This window comes from Paenibacillus sp. J22R67 (genome assembly GCF_059692175.1).
In genome coordinates, this window is sequence record NZ_JCAUAX010000018.1 from 46,380 (window position 1) to 61,633 (window position 15,254).

15 protein-coding genes are annotated in these 15,254 nt (G+C 49.4%); all 15 read right to left on the reverse strand.

Translation table 11 applies throughout. The annotated features are described in order from the left end of the window. Positions 1-10: 10 nt before the first annotated feature. Positions 11-784 (reverse strand): SDR family NAD(P)-dependent oxidoreductase, encoded by a 774-nt coding sequence (locus AC58VC_RS35500; protein ID WP_497376240.1) that lies wholly within the window; start codon positions 782-784, stop codon positions 11-13. A gap of 19 nt (positions 785-803) precedes the next feature. Continuing rightward, positions 804-1,613, reverse strand: a complete 810-nt coding sequence (locus tag AC58VC_RS35505; RefSeq protein ID WP_497376241.1) for an SDR family NAD(P)-dependent oxidoreductase — start codon at positions 1,611-1,613, stop codon at positions 804-806. A gap of 22 nt (positions 1,614-1,635) precedes the next feature. Continuing rightward, a complete protein-coding gene (locus AC58VC_RS35510; protein ID WP_497376242.1) occupies positions 1,636-2,625 on the reverse strand; it encodes a sugar phosphate isomerase/epimerase family protein in 990 nt (329 codons plus the stop codon). A gap of 20 nt (positions 2,626-2,645) precedes the next feature. Continuing rightward, on the reverse strand, positions 2,646-3,413 hold the full coding sequence (locus AC58VC_RS35515; RefSeq protein ID WP_497376243.1) for an SDR family NAD(P)-dependent oxidoreductase: 768 nt from the start codon (positions 3,411-3,413) through the stop codon (positions 2,646-2,648). Continuing rightward, positions 3,410-4,444, reverse strand: a complete 1,035-nt coding sequence (locus tag AC58VC_RS35520) for a zinc-dependent alcohol dehydrogenase (RefSeq protein WP_497376244.1) — start codon at positions 4,442-4,444, stop codon at positions 3,410-3,412. The genes AC58VC_RS35515 and AC58VC_RS35520 overlap by 4 nt, the downstream gene beginning before the upstream one ends. A 40-nt stretch (positions 4,445-4,484) precedes the next feature. Continuing rightward, a complete protein-coding gene (locus AC58VC_RS35525) occupies positions 4,485-5,657 on the reverse strand; it encodes a mandelate racemase/muconate lactonizing enzyme family protein (protein WP_497376245.1) in 1,173 nt (390 codons plus the stop codon). A 185-nt stretch (positions 5,658-5,842) separates the two neighbouring features. Continuing rightward, positions 5,843-6,361: a TetR/AcrR family transcriptional regulator gene (locus AC58VC_RS35530; RefSeq protein ID WP_497376246.1), complete on the reverse strand. Its 519-nt coding sequence runs from the start codon at positions 6,359-6,361 to the stop codon at positions 5,843-5,845. A 109-nt stretch (positions 6,362-6,470) separates the two neighbouring features. Further along, on the reverse strand, positions 6,471-7,211 hold the full coding sequence (locus tag AC58VC_RS35535) for an SDR family oxidoreductase (RefSeq protein WP_497376247.1): 741 nt from the start codon (positions 7,209-7,211) through the stop codon (positions 6,471-6,473). Between the two features lie 284 nt (positions 7,212-7,495). After that, complete coding sequence (locus AC58VC_RS35540) at positions 7,496-8,083, reverse strand: TetR/AcrR family transcriptional regulator (RefSeq protein ID WP_497376248.1); 588 nt, start codon at positions 8,081-8,083, stop codon at positions 7,496-7,498. Between the two features lie 87 nt (positions 8,084-8,170). Beyond that, on the reverse strand, positions 8,171-8,743 hold the full coding sequence (locus tag AC58VC_RS35545) for a TetR/AcrR family transcriptional regulator (RefSeq protein WP_497376249.1): 573 nt from the start codon (positions 8,741-8,743) through the stop codon (positions 8,171-8,173). Positions 8,744-8,800: 57 nt separating this feature from the next. Next, on the reverse strand, positions 8,801-9,904 hold the full coding sequence (locus tag AC58VC_RS35550; RefSeq protein WP_497376250.1) for an NADH:flavin oxidoreductase: 1,104 nt from the start codon (positions 9,902-9,904) through the stop codon (positions 8,801-8,803). A gap of 72 nt (positions 9,905-9,976) precedes the next feature. Then, positions 9,977-11,245: an MFS transporter gene (locus tag AC58VC_RS35555; protein ID WP_497376251.1), complete on the reverse strand. Its 1,269-nt coding sequence runs from the start codon at positions 11,243-11,245 to the stop codon at positions 9,977-9,979. Between the two features lie 133 nt (positions 11,246-11,378). After that, entirely contained in the window at positions 11,379-11,906 is a 528-nt protein-coding gene (locus AC58VC_RS35560) for a CBO0543 family protein (RefSeq protein ID WP_497376252.1), read from the reverse strand. A 98-nt stretch (positions 11,907-12,004) separates the two neighbouring features. Beyond that, on the reverse strand, positions 12,005-13,177 hold the full coding sequence (locus AC58VC_RS35565) for an MFS transporter (protein ID WP_497376253.1): 1,173 nt from the start codon (positions 13,175-13,177) through the stop codon (positions 12,005-12,007). A gap of 359 nt (positions 13,178-13,536) precedes the next feature. Continuing rightward, positions 13,537-15,099: an MDR family MFS transporter gene (locus AC58VC_RS35570; RefSeq protein WP_497376254.1), complete on the reverse strand. Its 1,563-nt coding sequence runs from the start codon at positions 15,097-15,099 to the stop codon at positions 13,537-13,539. Between the last annotated feature and the right edge of the window lie 155 nt (positions 15,100-15,254).

Sequence of the window (15,254 nt, forward strand, 5' to 3'; positions counted from 1 at the left end):
TTGAACCGGATTATAAACCAAGTCCCCCATCAACCGTAAGCTGTTGCCCTGTAATTTGTCCTGCCTGATCCGATGTGATAAAAAGGACAGCAGACGCAATATCCTTGCCGTTTTGCATCCGGCCCATAGGCATCCGCTGGGTCGCTTTCTCCAAAGACTTCTCGTCTTCACCTTCCGAAGCAAGACGAGCCATCTCCCCATCGGAGGCGACCCAGCCAGGGTGTACGCAGTTCACGCGAATACGGTGTTTGGCTAACGAGCCTGCCAGATTCAGCGTCAGCGTGACGAGCCCGCCTTTCGAAATCGCATAGGCGAGCGTGTCCGGCGATCCCTTCCTTGCGTGGAGTGAGCCAATATTGACGATATTGCCTCCCCCTCTGCGCATCATGCCTGGCACTGCCGCTTGGCAGGTCAAATAGGCCCCCTTGAGGTTAACCCCCATCACAAGATCCCAGAACGCTTCATCCGTCTGGAATAAGTCTGCTCGGGGGAAGATGCCGGCATTGTTCACCACGATGTCTAGGCCCCCGAACGATGTCTCTGTGAAGGCCACCATCCGCTCCACCTCAGCGCTCTTGGACACATCGCACCGGAAGAACTGTGCCGGACGGCCTTCCTTCCGCCATGCAGCAGCAACGTCTTCCCCCTGCTCATCTACGTCAGCGATCACAACGCTCGCTCCGGACAGCAGGAACTGCTCAGCAATTGCGGCGCCGATCCCTTTTGCGGCTCCCGTGACCAGCACGGTTTTACCGTCATATTGAAAGCCAGCCGTATCTTTCATCCTATCCCCTCCATAGTTGCTAGAACTCGTAAGCACCCTCGACTGCTGCTTTCTCATAAGCAATCCGCGGAATTTGTGTGGCCAGCTTCCCACCGCTGATATCAATCATCGTACCGGTGATATAGCCGGCAAAGTCGGAAGCGAGGAAGCAGATTAGGTTAGCAACATCTGCCTTCTCTCCCCAGCGGCGCAGCGTCAGGGTGTCAAGCAAGCGCTGCTGCTGAGGCTCCCCAAGCTCCGCGAAATGATTCATATCCGTCGGAATCATCCCGGGTGCATAGCAGTTCACCGTAATGTTCCACGGACCTAACTCCCCTGCCAGTACCCGGGTGAATTGTTCCACGCCAGCTTTGGATGACGCGTAGGCTGCACTGCCATAGCTCGGTACGATGGCAGCGAACGAGGCGGCATTCATGATCCGCCCGGTTCTTTGCTGCTTCATGATCGGTGCCACAGCCTTGCACATCAGAAAAGTGCCTTTCAAATTAATATCAAGGTTCAAGTCCCAAACCTCTTCCGAGAGGATATCCACAGGTGCTCCTCCGGCGACCCCCGCATTATTCACCAAGATATCAATATGACCGTACGTATCCACGACACGCTGAACGACTTCTTGAATCTGAGCATAGTTGCGCACATCACATAGGTACGTACTCCCCTTGCAGCCGCTTTGATCAAACTCCTTCTGAACATCCCCCAAGTACGACTCATTAATGTCGGTGACAACGGTAGTCACACCTTCCTTAGCAAGCGCCATGGCGATTACTCTCCCAATCCCCCGACCTGCACCGGTGACAACTGCCACTTTTCCAGATAGATCAATGTGCATCCTACGTCCATCTCCTTCCCGGTTACATCGTCTGCGAAGCGGTATTGTGCGCTTGCAGCAAATTTTGCAAATAAGACAAGCTCGTTAGGAACTGCCGCTGCTCATAGGCGATAATGTCTTCTTCCGGGGCGTTCTTTTCAAAAGGAGTTCGCCAATCCCCTGTTGGCCTGGCATTTGCCTGCGCGAAACGCAATAGATTAGCAAGCTGCGCCGCTGAACGGTGAGGGTACTCCTGCCAGTAATCCTCACAGAGCACCCTCGTGTGGCGCGCCTCAAGCGCACCAAGCTCCATCGACATATTGACCTTCGGACAATATTCAGCAAACACCTGAAGCAGCGCAGCGAAATCTACGACGCCTTGGCCTAACGGACAACGTACGAGGCGATAGCCTTCATCGCTCATATAAATCCAATAGTCCTTCATATGCACATGCTTAAGGTGCGGTCCGAGCCTCTTTGCAAAATCAACCGGTTCCTCCGCCGTCGCCAGCGGATTGCCCGTATCCAGCGTAATGCCGAAGTGTGGGGAGCCGATCTCCCTACAGAGCCAGAGCAGCTCCTCTGAAGCCAAGTCCTGATGATTCTCCACCGCCAGCACGACGCCAGCCTGCTCTGCCGCTCTTGCGGCCTCTCCCAGCCCTGATAACACTTCCTGTAAAAATGACGACCACCGCCCTGCCATTCTGCGTCGGTCGCCGCCAAAATCCGCACCGCCCACAACCGTACGGACAGTTGGTGCGCCTAGTCTCACAGCCGCTTCAACAGCCTCTTTAAGTGGTTTCGGATTATAGCCCCCTGAGGCCACAACGAGATACTGCCCTCCAGCCTTAGCTTGACGACTTAACGCAGCTGCATCCTCTCCTTCAAGCAGTGACAGCGGGAGCTCAATGCCTTGGAGCCCGTACTGGGTCGCCTGTTCAAGCAATTGTGACGCCGTAATACGCGGACGTGTCGAACGAGGATGGATGCCCATCATAAACGTAGTGCCATATACAGCAAGACCAAGTTTCATCCGAGTTCACCTTTTCCCTTCTATCTCGCCGTCCAACCGCCATCAACAACCATCGAAGCCCCTGTCATAAAGCTGGACGCCTCCGATGCCATGTAAATAATGGCTCCAATGATCTCCTCAGGTCTACCCCAACGTCCCAAAGCGATATTGTCGATAAAAAAGCGATTAGCTTCCGGATTATTCATCACAACCGTGTTCAATTCCGTCGCAATCGGCCCAGGACAAAGCGCATTCACCGTTATGTTATAAGGCGCCCATTCAAGCGCGAGCACCTTCGTTAGCTGAATGAGGCCGCCTTTGCTGGAGCAATAAGCCCCTCTTTCCGGCAGTGCGATGCTGCCCAGCATGGAGGACAGGTTGATGACCCTGCCATAGCGTTGGCTTTTCATCGTTTTGGCGACTGCGCGTGCACATAGATACGGCGCTTTTAAGTTCGTGTTCTGAACGAGATCCCAGCTCGCTTCATCAAAGTCCTCAATCGGTTTCCGCACATTAATACCGGCATTGTTGATCAAAATATCAATCCGTCCAAACGCCTGGACGGAATCCGCAACCATCGCCTCAACCTGTTCGGCTATCGTAACATCCACCGCAAGACCGAGCGTCCGTCTGCCGGTTGACTCTGCGATCGCTCGCGCAGCCGCTTCCGCCTTCTCCTTCTCGCGGCTCGTCACGATCACATCAGCCCCAGCCTCTGCCAACGCCTGAGCCATGACATAACCAAGCCCCCGTGTTCCACCCGTAATTAAAGCAACACGGCCATCTAATTTGAATAGCTCCAAACTCATTGGACAGATTCCCCTCTCTCATCTAGCGTCAATAGGATCTTGGCGATCTTCCCCGGATTCTTGATGAGCATGTCAAAGCAAGCACTTCCGCTTTCAAGCGGAGCCAGCTTTGTCCACGGCGACAAGTTGACGCGCCCTTCGCTAATCCACTGAAGCGCCGTCTCAAAGTCATCGGAGTGGTAGGCGAACGCCCCCGTCATCTGAATCTCGCTGCGAATAATTTTATTAATTGGCAGGCTGCTTGCTTCCTCGTGCAGTCCAGTGAAAATGACCCTTCCCCCCGGCCGCACCGACTCAACGCAAGTTTGGCGGGTCAGCTCCATGCCGACAGCATCAATAGCTGCATCGAAGGACCGCTCATCCACAAGGCTGCTTACCCGAGTTACAGTTACAGCTCCCAGTTCCTTAGCGATTTCAAGACGTTGTTCATTGATATCAACGACCACGATCTGTTGCAAGCCGTACACCTTGGCTGCCTGCAGAGCCAGCAGACCGATGGGTCCCGCTCCCATAATCAGGAGACGATCGGTGGGCAGCGGTCTGAGCAGCTTGCAAATATGTACCGCACAAGCAAACGGCTCCGCGAAAGCGCCTTCATCAAAAGAAACGTGATCGTCCAGCCGGTACACGTTCTTCTCCGCAATCGCTACATATTCAGCGAATGCTCCAGGGCGGTGCGCCCCAATTAATTGGCGCTCCGGGCACAGCTGCGCTGCCCCTGTCGTGCAAGCGCGGCAGCGACCACAGGACACGAGCGGGTTGGCCGTTACGCGATCCCCTCGGCGGAACCGGGTCGTTGAGGGCTCGTTCTCATCCCTGCCGTTCCCAACTTGCTCCACGACACCGGAGAACTCATGCCCCATAATGAGAGGCGGCTTACGGAGCGAATTATGCCCCAAATAGCCGCTTAATTCAGAACCGCAAATGCCCACCCGCTCCACACGAATCAGTACCTCATCCGGGCCAGGGATTGGCTTAGCCACCTCCCTTATCTGCATGGTGCTGGGCCCTTCATAGACCAAAGCTTTCATGCTCTAACCTCCTTATGGCAAAATAGTTCGCCTCGCTCATTCAATGCTTCTCGCGCTTTTCCCAGCCCTGCTTGAATAAAGGCAGCCAGTGGCCGGGGTCATACGGATGCTTCGCAATCTCTTCAAGGTTAAGATCAATGCCGAGACCAGGACCCTCTGGCGGAAGTAGATATCCGTGATCAACTTTGAGCGGAGGTATAAGCAGCTGCTCTTCCCACGGCTCATTAAACTCGTCAAAAATTTCATGGATGAAGAAATTCGGCGTAGCCATATTCAAATGTGCGCACACCACGGAACAAATTGGCCCTTGTGCGCTATGCGGAGCCGTAACACCACCATGCGCATGTACCATCCCGCATATTTGCTTGGAAGCGGAGATGCCGAGATATTGCGGCTCCAGTTGAATGATATGTACCGCGTCATGCTTCAGCAGCTCAGCGAATTGTTCGCGGTTATAGTAGTCCTCTCCACAGGCAATGGGCACGGGGCTCCGCTTAGCCACCTCAACCATGGAGGAGATTCGCTGCGGAGGCACTGGTGCTTCGAACCAGGTAGGCTCATAAGGCAGCATCGCCTCTGCGAATTGAAGAGCTGTATGTACACTAAAGCGGTTATGCCCTTCAATGAGAAGATCAACATCAGGACCTACTGCTTCGCGAACCGCCGCGATAATCTCAAGTCCAATTCGGAAATCCTTCCTTTCCACGGTTCGCCATGCGTTACCAAAAGGATCAAATTTTAGTGCGGTATACCCTCTAGCGACGACGTCCCTGGCCTTCTCGTGAAAGCTTTGCGGATCACGCGGTCCCCGGTACCAGCCGTTCGCATAGCAGCGCAGCTTTTCGTGACATTTGCCGCCCAATAGCTTATACAGCGGCAGTCCAGCCTCTTTGCCGATAATATCCCAGCAAGCGGTTTCAATTGCAGCCAGCGCTGAGCCCTGAATTTGACCGCCATCCGAATACACATCACGCGTCATTTTTAATGCGATGGTTTCCACATCATGAACGTCCATCCCGATATACAGATGCTTCAGCTCATGAATCGCCGCCTCCACCGTTTTGGCAAACCCATTCAGGGTTCCTTCACCGATGCCATAAATGCCTTCTTTCGTATGCAGCTTGACGAAAAGCCAATTTTTCCACGAGTTCCCGACGATGAATGTCTCCACATTGGTAATGATCATTCCGCAACCTGTCCTTTCACTTTCCATAATAGAGAAGTAACCGACATTACAAGCTTTCATATGCATTGTAACAAATCCAATTGCCCTGATATTTGCCTAAAGGAGAAAACATGTTGGACTTTTCCGATAAACGCCAAAGAAGAAGGCTGCTTGATGCGCTAGCCTTCTTCTTTATTAATTATTGATCAATTAATTACTAGTATTGAAAAAAATTATCTCTTTATCATCAAATCTGGCATATCCAATGCTAATGAAACGTTGCACAGCATACCTCGCGCCAGAAAGATCGTCGTCCGCTCTTCAGCCTCCTGCAGTCCTGCCTCCTCAAAGGCTTGCATCACAAACTGCTTCACATCATTCATCCCCTGCTTCATCACAGCACGGATCGGTGCTTCCTGGATCGTCTGCGCCTGCATCTGCAGCAAGATTTCGTTTCTGTGCGATTGCGTAATCTCTTCGTAGGCACGAATGAAGCCGAACTCCAGATGCTCTGGCGATGTAGACTCCTTCACGTGCTGAAAAGCTTGAAGGATACGTTGCCATGAGAGTTCCAGTGCAGCTTCCAGCAGCGACTCCTTGGTGAAGAATCGATATACATAAGGCTGTGAGATTGCGGCACGTTCTGCAACTTGCGCAGTTGTAGCCCGATAATAACCGAATTCGGCAAACACTTCGACAGCGGAATTAATAATATCATTGCGTCGATCAGAAGACGTTACACCTTTAACCACTTGCCGCGGCCTCCTCTATTGTTAAAAGTCCCATTAGTGATTGGTCAATCACTAATGGGACTTAGTATATAACACATAGTTGGAGATTGCAACTTTTAACTTGCCGCTTTTACACCATACCGCCGTTAACCCGAATTGTTTGACCAGTGATCCAACGCGATTCTTCGCTAGCTAAGAAAAGCACCACACCCGCGATATCTTCCGGTTCTCCCATTCGTCCAAATGCGTTTGAATTCGCGCTAGCTTGAATCTGTTCCTCTGACTTACCAGCGGTGAATAGCTCCGTATTTATCGGCCCTGGCGCTACCGTGTTGATCGTAATGCCTGCTGGTCCCAATTCTTTGGTGAGCTGGCGCGTAATTTGTTCTACTGCTCCCTTCGTACTTGCATAAGCACTATAGGTAGGAAACATCATGCCAACAACGGACGTTGAGAAATTAATAATGCGGCCTCCTTTATTCATGTGCTTAAGCGCCTGCTGGATCGCAAAATAAGTGCCTTTTACATTGATAGCATACTGTTTATCAAAGTCTTCTTCCGTCATAGCTGCTAGCGGCTTCGTAATCATAACCCCTGCGTTATTTACGAGAATATCGACCTGTCCATATGCGGCTATAGTTTGCTGAAAAAGCAGCTCAATATCGGATACTTGGCTAATATCCGCCTGAATGGGTAAAGCTTCTCCGCCGTTTTCTTTTATGCTCGCCGCCACTTCTTCTGCCTTAGCAGGATTGCTGGCGAAATTAATAACGACCTTCGCACCATGCTTGGCGAGAAGCTCGGCTATTTCTCTTCCGATCCCTCTGGATGCTCCTGTTACGATTGCTACTTTCCCGGATAAGTTAGACATGTGATGGCTCCTCCTTGTTATCTTCATTGTTTGGCTTATAAATCTATTATATGCATGTCGATAACAAATTACAACTGACAAATTTATATATTTGTCAGTTGATGTACCGTTCCACCCTAAGTGGCAGAACCCTCGATGAAAAGCAGCTCCCTCACGCTATTGAACCGTCCCCTCTGATCCGGAGTACTTGTACTTAACGCGGTAGTTCTTCCATCCATTCCTCCCGCGGCGCCTTAATACGCCAAAAAGACCTAGCGGTTAATTGAACCGCCAGGTCTATCTTGTCATTTGCGAATCCCCGAGAGGATTAATTCCCATACCAAATCAAACTCCTGCTCAATCGTTGATGACGACCACTCATAGGCATGAGCGGGATGATGGAATCTCGATGTAGCGAAGAAAATAGCCCTCGCCATAGCCTCAGGTTCGCCAGTACGAAACTCCTTCGAGCTAACTCCATCCTCGATGATACCCATCATCTGACTGATCAGATGCTGCACATGCTCCTCAACCATATCCACGGCTTCCAAGGTAACCGCCGAATACATACCGAACATTTCCGGCTCCTCAATCACATGCTTCCGTTTGCTTTGGATCAGCGCTTGGAGCCATGTCCGCAGCCGATCAACAGCACTGCCACCCGTTTGACTCGCAAGCTCCTGCAGAGGTTTCGCAATCCTAAGCAGCCAGCGCTCGGTTACGGCTTCTCGTAAGGCCACCTTGCTCGGGAAATGTCGATACAATGTCCCGTGACTGACCTGCAGGGCTTTGGCGACATCAACAACCGATGTTTTCTCTGGGCCATATCGCCGCAGAACTTGTTCCGCGGCCTCCAGAATTGCTTCCTTTGTTAAGGGTTGATCATTAGCCATATCCGTCTTCTCCCTAAGTATGATTCTCATCATAGCACAAGGAATAAACAAACTTAAAGTATCAACTATGGAATTCTGTCATTTGTTCTAATCAAGCATGGATAACGTTGTATCTACGATACCTTGCAGTTTCTCAGCATCTTCCGTCGTTTTAACCAGTACCCGCAGTCCGAGTAACGTATTATTCAAAAACTGTGAAAGCTTTAGAGCATCGTGATGAGGGCCTATTTCTCCCGACTTTATACCGAGTTCAACAAGCTCTTGCAGGCGTGCTTCCGTCTTGGAAAAGCTCTCATTGACCTTGGCCGCGGCTTCCTCATCATGTATGGCTAGCTCCACAGCCGTGTTGACCATTAAGCACCCTCGGGGTTTATCTTCTTTTTTACGAATCACTCGTTCAAAAATGTCTCTAAGCGCCTTTCTCGGCGATGTATGTCCATTGGCATGATGTATAGGAATACCGATCACTTCTTCATACCGGTCAATAACTTTCATAAATAAATCATGCTTGTCCCCAAAGGTATCATAGATGCTTCTTCGATGGACGCCCATTTCCGTCACCAAGTCCTGCATGGATGTTTTTTCATAGCCTTTTTCCCAGAAAACGCCCATCGCTTTGCTTAGTACCGCATTAACTTCAAACTCTCTGTTTCTAGCCATACGCTACCCCCTTCATACAGAGATTAGTATAGCATTACATTTTGAGCTGTTCGATACCTACATAAGGTCCTTCAGACGGTCAGCGGTGTACGGAATTAGCTCATTATCCCGACCTTCGCGAATCTTCACCGCCCAAGCAGGATCTGCCAAGATGGCACGGCCAATTGCAGCCAGATCAAATTCCTCCCGCTCAAGTCGTTCCAGCAACTCATCGATCATTTCGTGTTCATCATTCTGGTCAAACGGCTCGGATTCAAGCCCTACCGAACCGACGGTGATGGTCGGCTTGCCTGTCAGCTTCTTGGTCCAGCCTGCAAGATTCAGCTCTGAGCCAGGGAACTCCGGCTCCCAGAAATGCCGGCTCGAGCAGTCGAATACATCCACACCCGCTTCCACCAGCGGGGCCAGGAACTGAGCCAGCTCCTCTGGCGATTTTGCCAGCTTGGCATCGTACGAACCGATTTTCCACTGCGAGAACCGTAGAATGATGGGAAAGTCAGGTCCGACCGCCTGACGGCAGGCTTCGATGACCTCAACAGCAAAACGTGTCCGTGCAACCAAGTTGCCACCATAGCGATCAGTCCGTTGATTCGTTTTTTCCCAGAAAAACTGATCGATTAAATAGCCGTGACCGCCGTGCAGCTCAATACCATCAAAACCAAGCCGCTTAGCGTTCGCAGCGCCATCCGCATAAGCCTTAATGACGCCCGCAATATCCGACTCCGTCATGGGTTCACCCGCTTTTTCCCCCATTAAATCAATACCTGAAGGGGAGATGGAAGCAGCCTCCAGATTCGGCTCCGAGCGAGTCCTTCTGATAATCCCTACATGCCAAAGCTGGGAAACAATTTTCCCACCAGCGGCATGCACTTCTTTGACAACATGAGCCCAGCCGCTCAACGCAGCTTCCCCATGCATATGCGGGATGTTAGGGTCTCCTGTCGCAGCAGGATGGTCGATGACAGCTCCCTCCGTCACGATCAGAGCGACTCCGTTCTCTGCGCGTCTGCGGTAATAAGCAGCCACATCGGCACCCGGTACGCCATCTGGGGAGAAGCTTCTTGTCATTGGGGCCATGACAACACGATTAGATAAGGTAAGGTTATTTAGTGTGAAAGGTTGAAATAACGGTTGAATGGATTGCTTTTGACCAATTTGCATGAGATCCCTCCATGTTCGTGTTTCATCACAATCGTCACTGTTACCTTTTCCTTAGTTTGGTTTAATTATTTGTTAAGCTGCTACGAGGGCAGCCGCTTTTCTGTTGCGAATTCTCAGCGCTACAATTGCTGCAAGCAGACAGACGAAACCAGCGGCAACGAACGGCACTGTATAGCTGCCAAGCAGTTCACGCAGGAAGCCTGCGCCATAAGCTGCTGTGGAAGCACCCGCTTGGTGAGCAACCAGAATCCAACCAAAAATCATACCTGCTTTTTCTTTACCAAACGCATCGGATGTCAATTTCACTGTAGGAGGAACCGTTGCGATCCAATCCAATCCGTAAAACACCGCGAATACCGTAAGTTGCGTATAACCGGTACCAAGTGCATAAGGTAGGAAGATCAGTGATAAACCGCGCAGTCCATAATACCAGAACAGCAACAATCTACTGTCGAAGCGGTCAGACAACCAACCTGAGAAAGTAGTACCCACAAGATCGAATATCCCCATCAACGCGAGCAAGCTTGCAGCTGTAACAATTGGAATGTTGCTATCTCCACAAGCTGCGATTAGATGTGTACCAATGAGGCCATTCGTCGAGAATCCGCAAAAGAAGAAGGTGCCTGCTAGCAGCCAGAATGTCAGATTCTTCGTAACGGAAAATAAGGTACGAATCGGTGTAAGCAGTAAGTTCCCCTGGAAAGGCGCAGGCTTCACAATTTCCGTAGTACCAAGCGGGGCTACGCCTTTATCATACGGATGATTTCTCATCCAGATCAGGATGATCGGCAGCAAGATAAGCAGTGTCGCCATAATAACGTATACGGCGTTACGCCAACCATTTTCACTCGTAATCTTGGCTAGCAAAGGAAGGAAGAGCAATTGGCCCGTTGCGGCGCTCGCCGTTAGCATACCTATTACCAAACCTTTGTGCTTCACGAACCAGCGATTCGCAACAGTTATCCCTAAGACGTTAGCCAAAGCTCCTGTACTAAGTCCACCCAGTACTCCCCACAACAGCATCAGCTGCCAAACTGCCGTTATGAACGGCGTGAGCCCTAATGAGATCAGCATTAGCAAAATGGCAAAGACCATTGTCCGGCGAACTCCGAATTTAGCCAGCATCGCGGCTGAGAACGGCCCAATTAACCCATATAATAAAATACGAATGGAAATGACGCCTGATATCGATGCTCGCGTCCAGCCAAACTCTTTTTCAAGGGATTGAATTAACACACTCGGAAAAGAGCTAATCCCCGCAGACACAAGCAACGTTAGAAACACAATACCTATAACAACCCAACCATAATAAAACTTGGAGAGTTTATTTTCCTTCAACATTTCTATCACCCCTTCTGTTTATGAGAATGTTCATTCTCAAAATATAATTCGTATGTTACACTACACGATTCTACGTTGTCAATGAAAAAAACATCCTAATGAGATTGCCTCGTCATCAGGATGTTCTTCTTAGTCAACCTACTGCGTTAGCCGTTAGTTCTGCGCTGTCATATTTACTTTCTTCCACTTGTAAGAGTCCATCTTTCGGCAGAATTCTTCTAATTAAACCTACAAATCCTCGAATCGTGAATAGCGTAAAATTGAGGGATACAAAAGTATGCAAGACAGTCCATGAATTCCACTTGAATAATTTGGTTTTCTTTTCTAAAGCCCACTGTAATAAAGCCATAGGAACACTAAAGAATAGACTTCTGGTTAGTAGCTCCCGCGGTTTGCTGTTATAAGTTGCTCTAACCCAAATTACGCTTAAAAGCGGATAAAATAAAAAGTCGTACAGAATATTTGTCTCAAAGATTTTCGGAAACGGACGTGCCGGATAGGCAATGCTCTTCTTTTTAATGAAGTAGGAATCCAACGTAACTGCGAGCACACATTTTGCAAAGAAGACGGTTAAGAGCATAAGCAAGTTTTTACGTTTTAAAACAAAGGGAATTGCTGCCGCGGAAGCCAGAAACAGCATCCTTAAAAGTAGTTTTTCCAACGTTATTACCTCCTCGTAGAATAAATCTCTTAACCGTAGTGTGCTATCAAATGCTTGCAAATATGAGTTCAGTTCGAAATAGTTTTCACCATTAATCTTTAATGTGATGTAATTGTTGAATAATAGCGTTTAAATTTGACGGAGTAAACCAATACATAGATAACGATTAGCGCGGCAACCGAATTTAGAACAACCAAAGAGAAGTTCAAACTAAAGAATTGAGTCAGCACTCCGACTCCAATTGGCGGAATAATGAAGCCAGCATAGGCGCACAAATAAAAGGCTGAGATCACTCGTGGCCGTTCTTCAGGCTTCGGTAATTGACCGGCAAACCTTAAAGCAGATTGAAAGGACCATCCTGCGCCAATTCCCTGAATGAGCATACCTGTCCAAAGTAGAAATATGCTTTCTTTTTGCCCAGAATAAACAGTAATCCACGGTCCGATGGCTAAGAACACGATGCCTATACGCATCCGCGTAACCGGGTTTTGCACCCAAGGGAAGAATTGCATTAATCCACCCACGCCTAGCAGCATGAGCATTAACAACCCCGCTAATGAGAGGTTAGAGGAGTGAATAACGTTTTTGACGAATGAGGGTATTAGAGATAAGACAATTCCACCTAACATGAAAAAAGTAAACGCGGGAAGTCCGATAAATGAAAAAAAGTGCGAACGAATATTGTCTGGAATGCCAAGCGAAATTTTAGCTTTTGCCGGCTTTTGTGAATCTTCCAGCTTCGGCAGCAATTCCAGCAATACTAAAGAGATCAATAACATGACAAGTAAAACCCAAAATGGCATACGCAGCGGCTGAACTCCCACGTATTGCACGACTAAACCTGAAATGGCTGGCCCCATACCAAAACCTAGGTTTACAATTACACCTGAGAACTTGATTGCCGTACTTATTTTATTAGATGAGGTTTGTTTTAATAGAAAAGCAGTAGCAGTACCTGTAAAGGCTCCATATGCAATACCCTCTAGTATCCTTGCCGCATAGAGCATCCAGACGTTCTGGCTCACTAGAAAGAGTAGCGTCGATGCGATGGATATCCATATACTTATACGAAGCACCCTTTTCAATCCCCAAGAGTTCCCTTTGGCTCCTACGATTAGCAATGTCGGAAGCAAGATAGCCGCGTAAACGGCGAACAAAATGGTGATTTCCAGACTGCTCAGTTGATAATGCTTCCCGTATACAGGGAACAACGATGAGATATACGTAGCTCCACATGACATCAAAAGAACAATCCAAAGCATTCTTTTCATATTATGTCTCTCTCCTCTCAATAACTATTACGATTTCAGCCATCCTATCATTCGTGCAAAAATCACAGTGTGCAGCTTCCTCCCGTCCCCTTTGGCTTTTAAATAAAACAGCCTGAGCGCTCTTTTTAAAATAAAAGAGACAGGTCTGTACCATATTCCTCTACAAATAATACAGACAGATCTGTATCATGTCAATGGGAATTGCGTATAGCCATCCGAATCTGAATTATAATGAGCAGGAATTGCAGATACCCCCACAGTTTAACCATCAGCTGGCTAAATTATTATTGGCAGGATGGAAAATAGCCTTGGCCGATTAGCGGCCAAGGCTATTTAATTGGGAGGAGCAGATTCGTGTGTTAGTGACCCATCATCATCGCAGGGTCCGGATTTTCTCCGCCCGCTGTGCCTTCTTCTTTCAGCTTCTTCGGTTTACGCAAAATGAGAGAAAGCAAGACACCCACGGTTGCGATGCACGCGGACAAGAAGAACGTGTCGCCGTAACCCTGTACCACGGCGTTCATCGGATTCGCACCCGCTCCTGCACTTGCGGTGTAGGAAGCGATCTGAGACGTTAGATAGCCCGTCAGGCCCGCGACCGCGAACGAGACGACAACTTGCTGCGCGGCTGTTGTCAGAGGTGTGACGCGACCCACTAGACTTCGTGGCGCAGAGTTCAGGACATGTGTATTTAGCGGCATCATGGAGAAGCCCATGCCCAGACCCATAATGCAGATGCTCAGGATGATAACCCACAGCGAGGTATCCACTGAGATATTGGATAACATGAATAGAGCAACAGATACGGCGGCTAGACCACTAAAGGCGAGCGGACGCGCGCCGATCTTATCAAACAGCCTGCCGCTGATCGGCATTCCGATTCCCGCGCATATTGCCTGCGGCATCAGGATCCAGCCCGTTTCAAGCGCGGTATAGTGCATGACGCCTTGCAGGTATAAGGGCACAATCAGCATGGCGCCGAATAAAGCGAGCTGTACGATCCACGTCAATATGATACTCCGTGTAAAGTCGGATGACCTGAACACCTTCAGCTCCAGCAGAGGATGCTTCTGAGAAAGCTCTACGAATATGAAGATAATGAGCGCAATACCGCCGACGCTCAAGCCCGTGATCGCTGCAGCGGAGGACCAGCTTGTGCCCCCTTCGCTTACACCATATGCCAGCATGGAGAAGGCAATAGGCGCAAGGCATACGCCTAGGATGTCCAGATGCGGCGCCTCATGACGGGCGGACTTCGGCAAATATTTAAACCCGAGAATAAAAGCGATAATGCCGATTGGCAGATTGATGATGAAAATCCAGTGCCAGCTGACAGAATCGACCAACCAACCGGATAAAACTGGACCGAACGCCGGTGCCATCAGCATCGGAATACCGAGTAAGCCCATGATGGATCCGCGGCGCTCCGGAGGTGCCAGCTTGAACACCATGGCCATCCCGATTGGAGACACCATGCCGCCGCCTAAGCCCTGAATGACGCGGTAAATGATCAGTTGTTCCGGCGTTTGAGCGATGCCGCACAGCACAGATCCGATCGTGAACAGGGCGATCGTCACCATGAAAATTTGCTTGGAGCCGAATTTATCGGTCATCCAACCTGCAAGAGGAATAACGGCAGATAAGGCCAGCGTATAGCCAGTGACGGTCCATTGGATCGTTTTCAGATCGGTGCCAAAGTATTCAACGAGTTTCGGAATGGCATTATTGACGACCGTGCTGTCTAGAATAACCATGATCATGCCGACAATAATCGCCATGAGCGGCGGCAGAATGGCTTTCAGCGAAAAGTCATCTTTCGTTTCGGCTGCCATTGGTTTTGCTTGCTTAGGAGCTGACATAGGTCCCTGCTTTCTGCTCATCGAGCTCTGGGTGATTGAAACGTAAAAGTTAAGATAGGACATTAATCTGTGTTTTTCGATGGAAGCCGAGATAGAGGCGTTTAGACTCTATTTTAATTTGTCAATTAAGCTATCTATTATACCTAAAATAAAAAACAAACTATCACTTTATCCGAATTGGTATTATTGCCTTCTTCTTGATGTGCCGCGGTTGATGC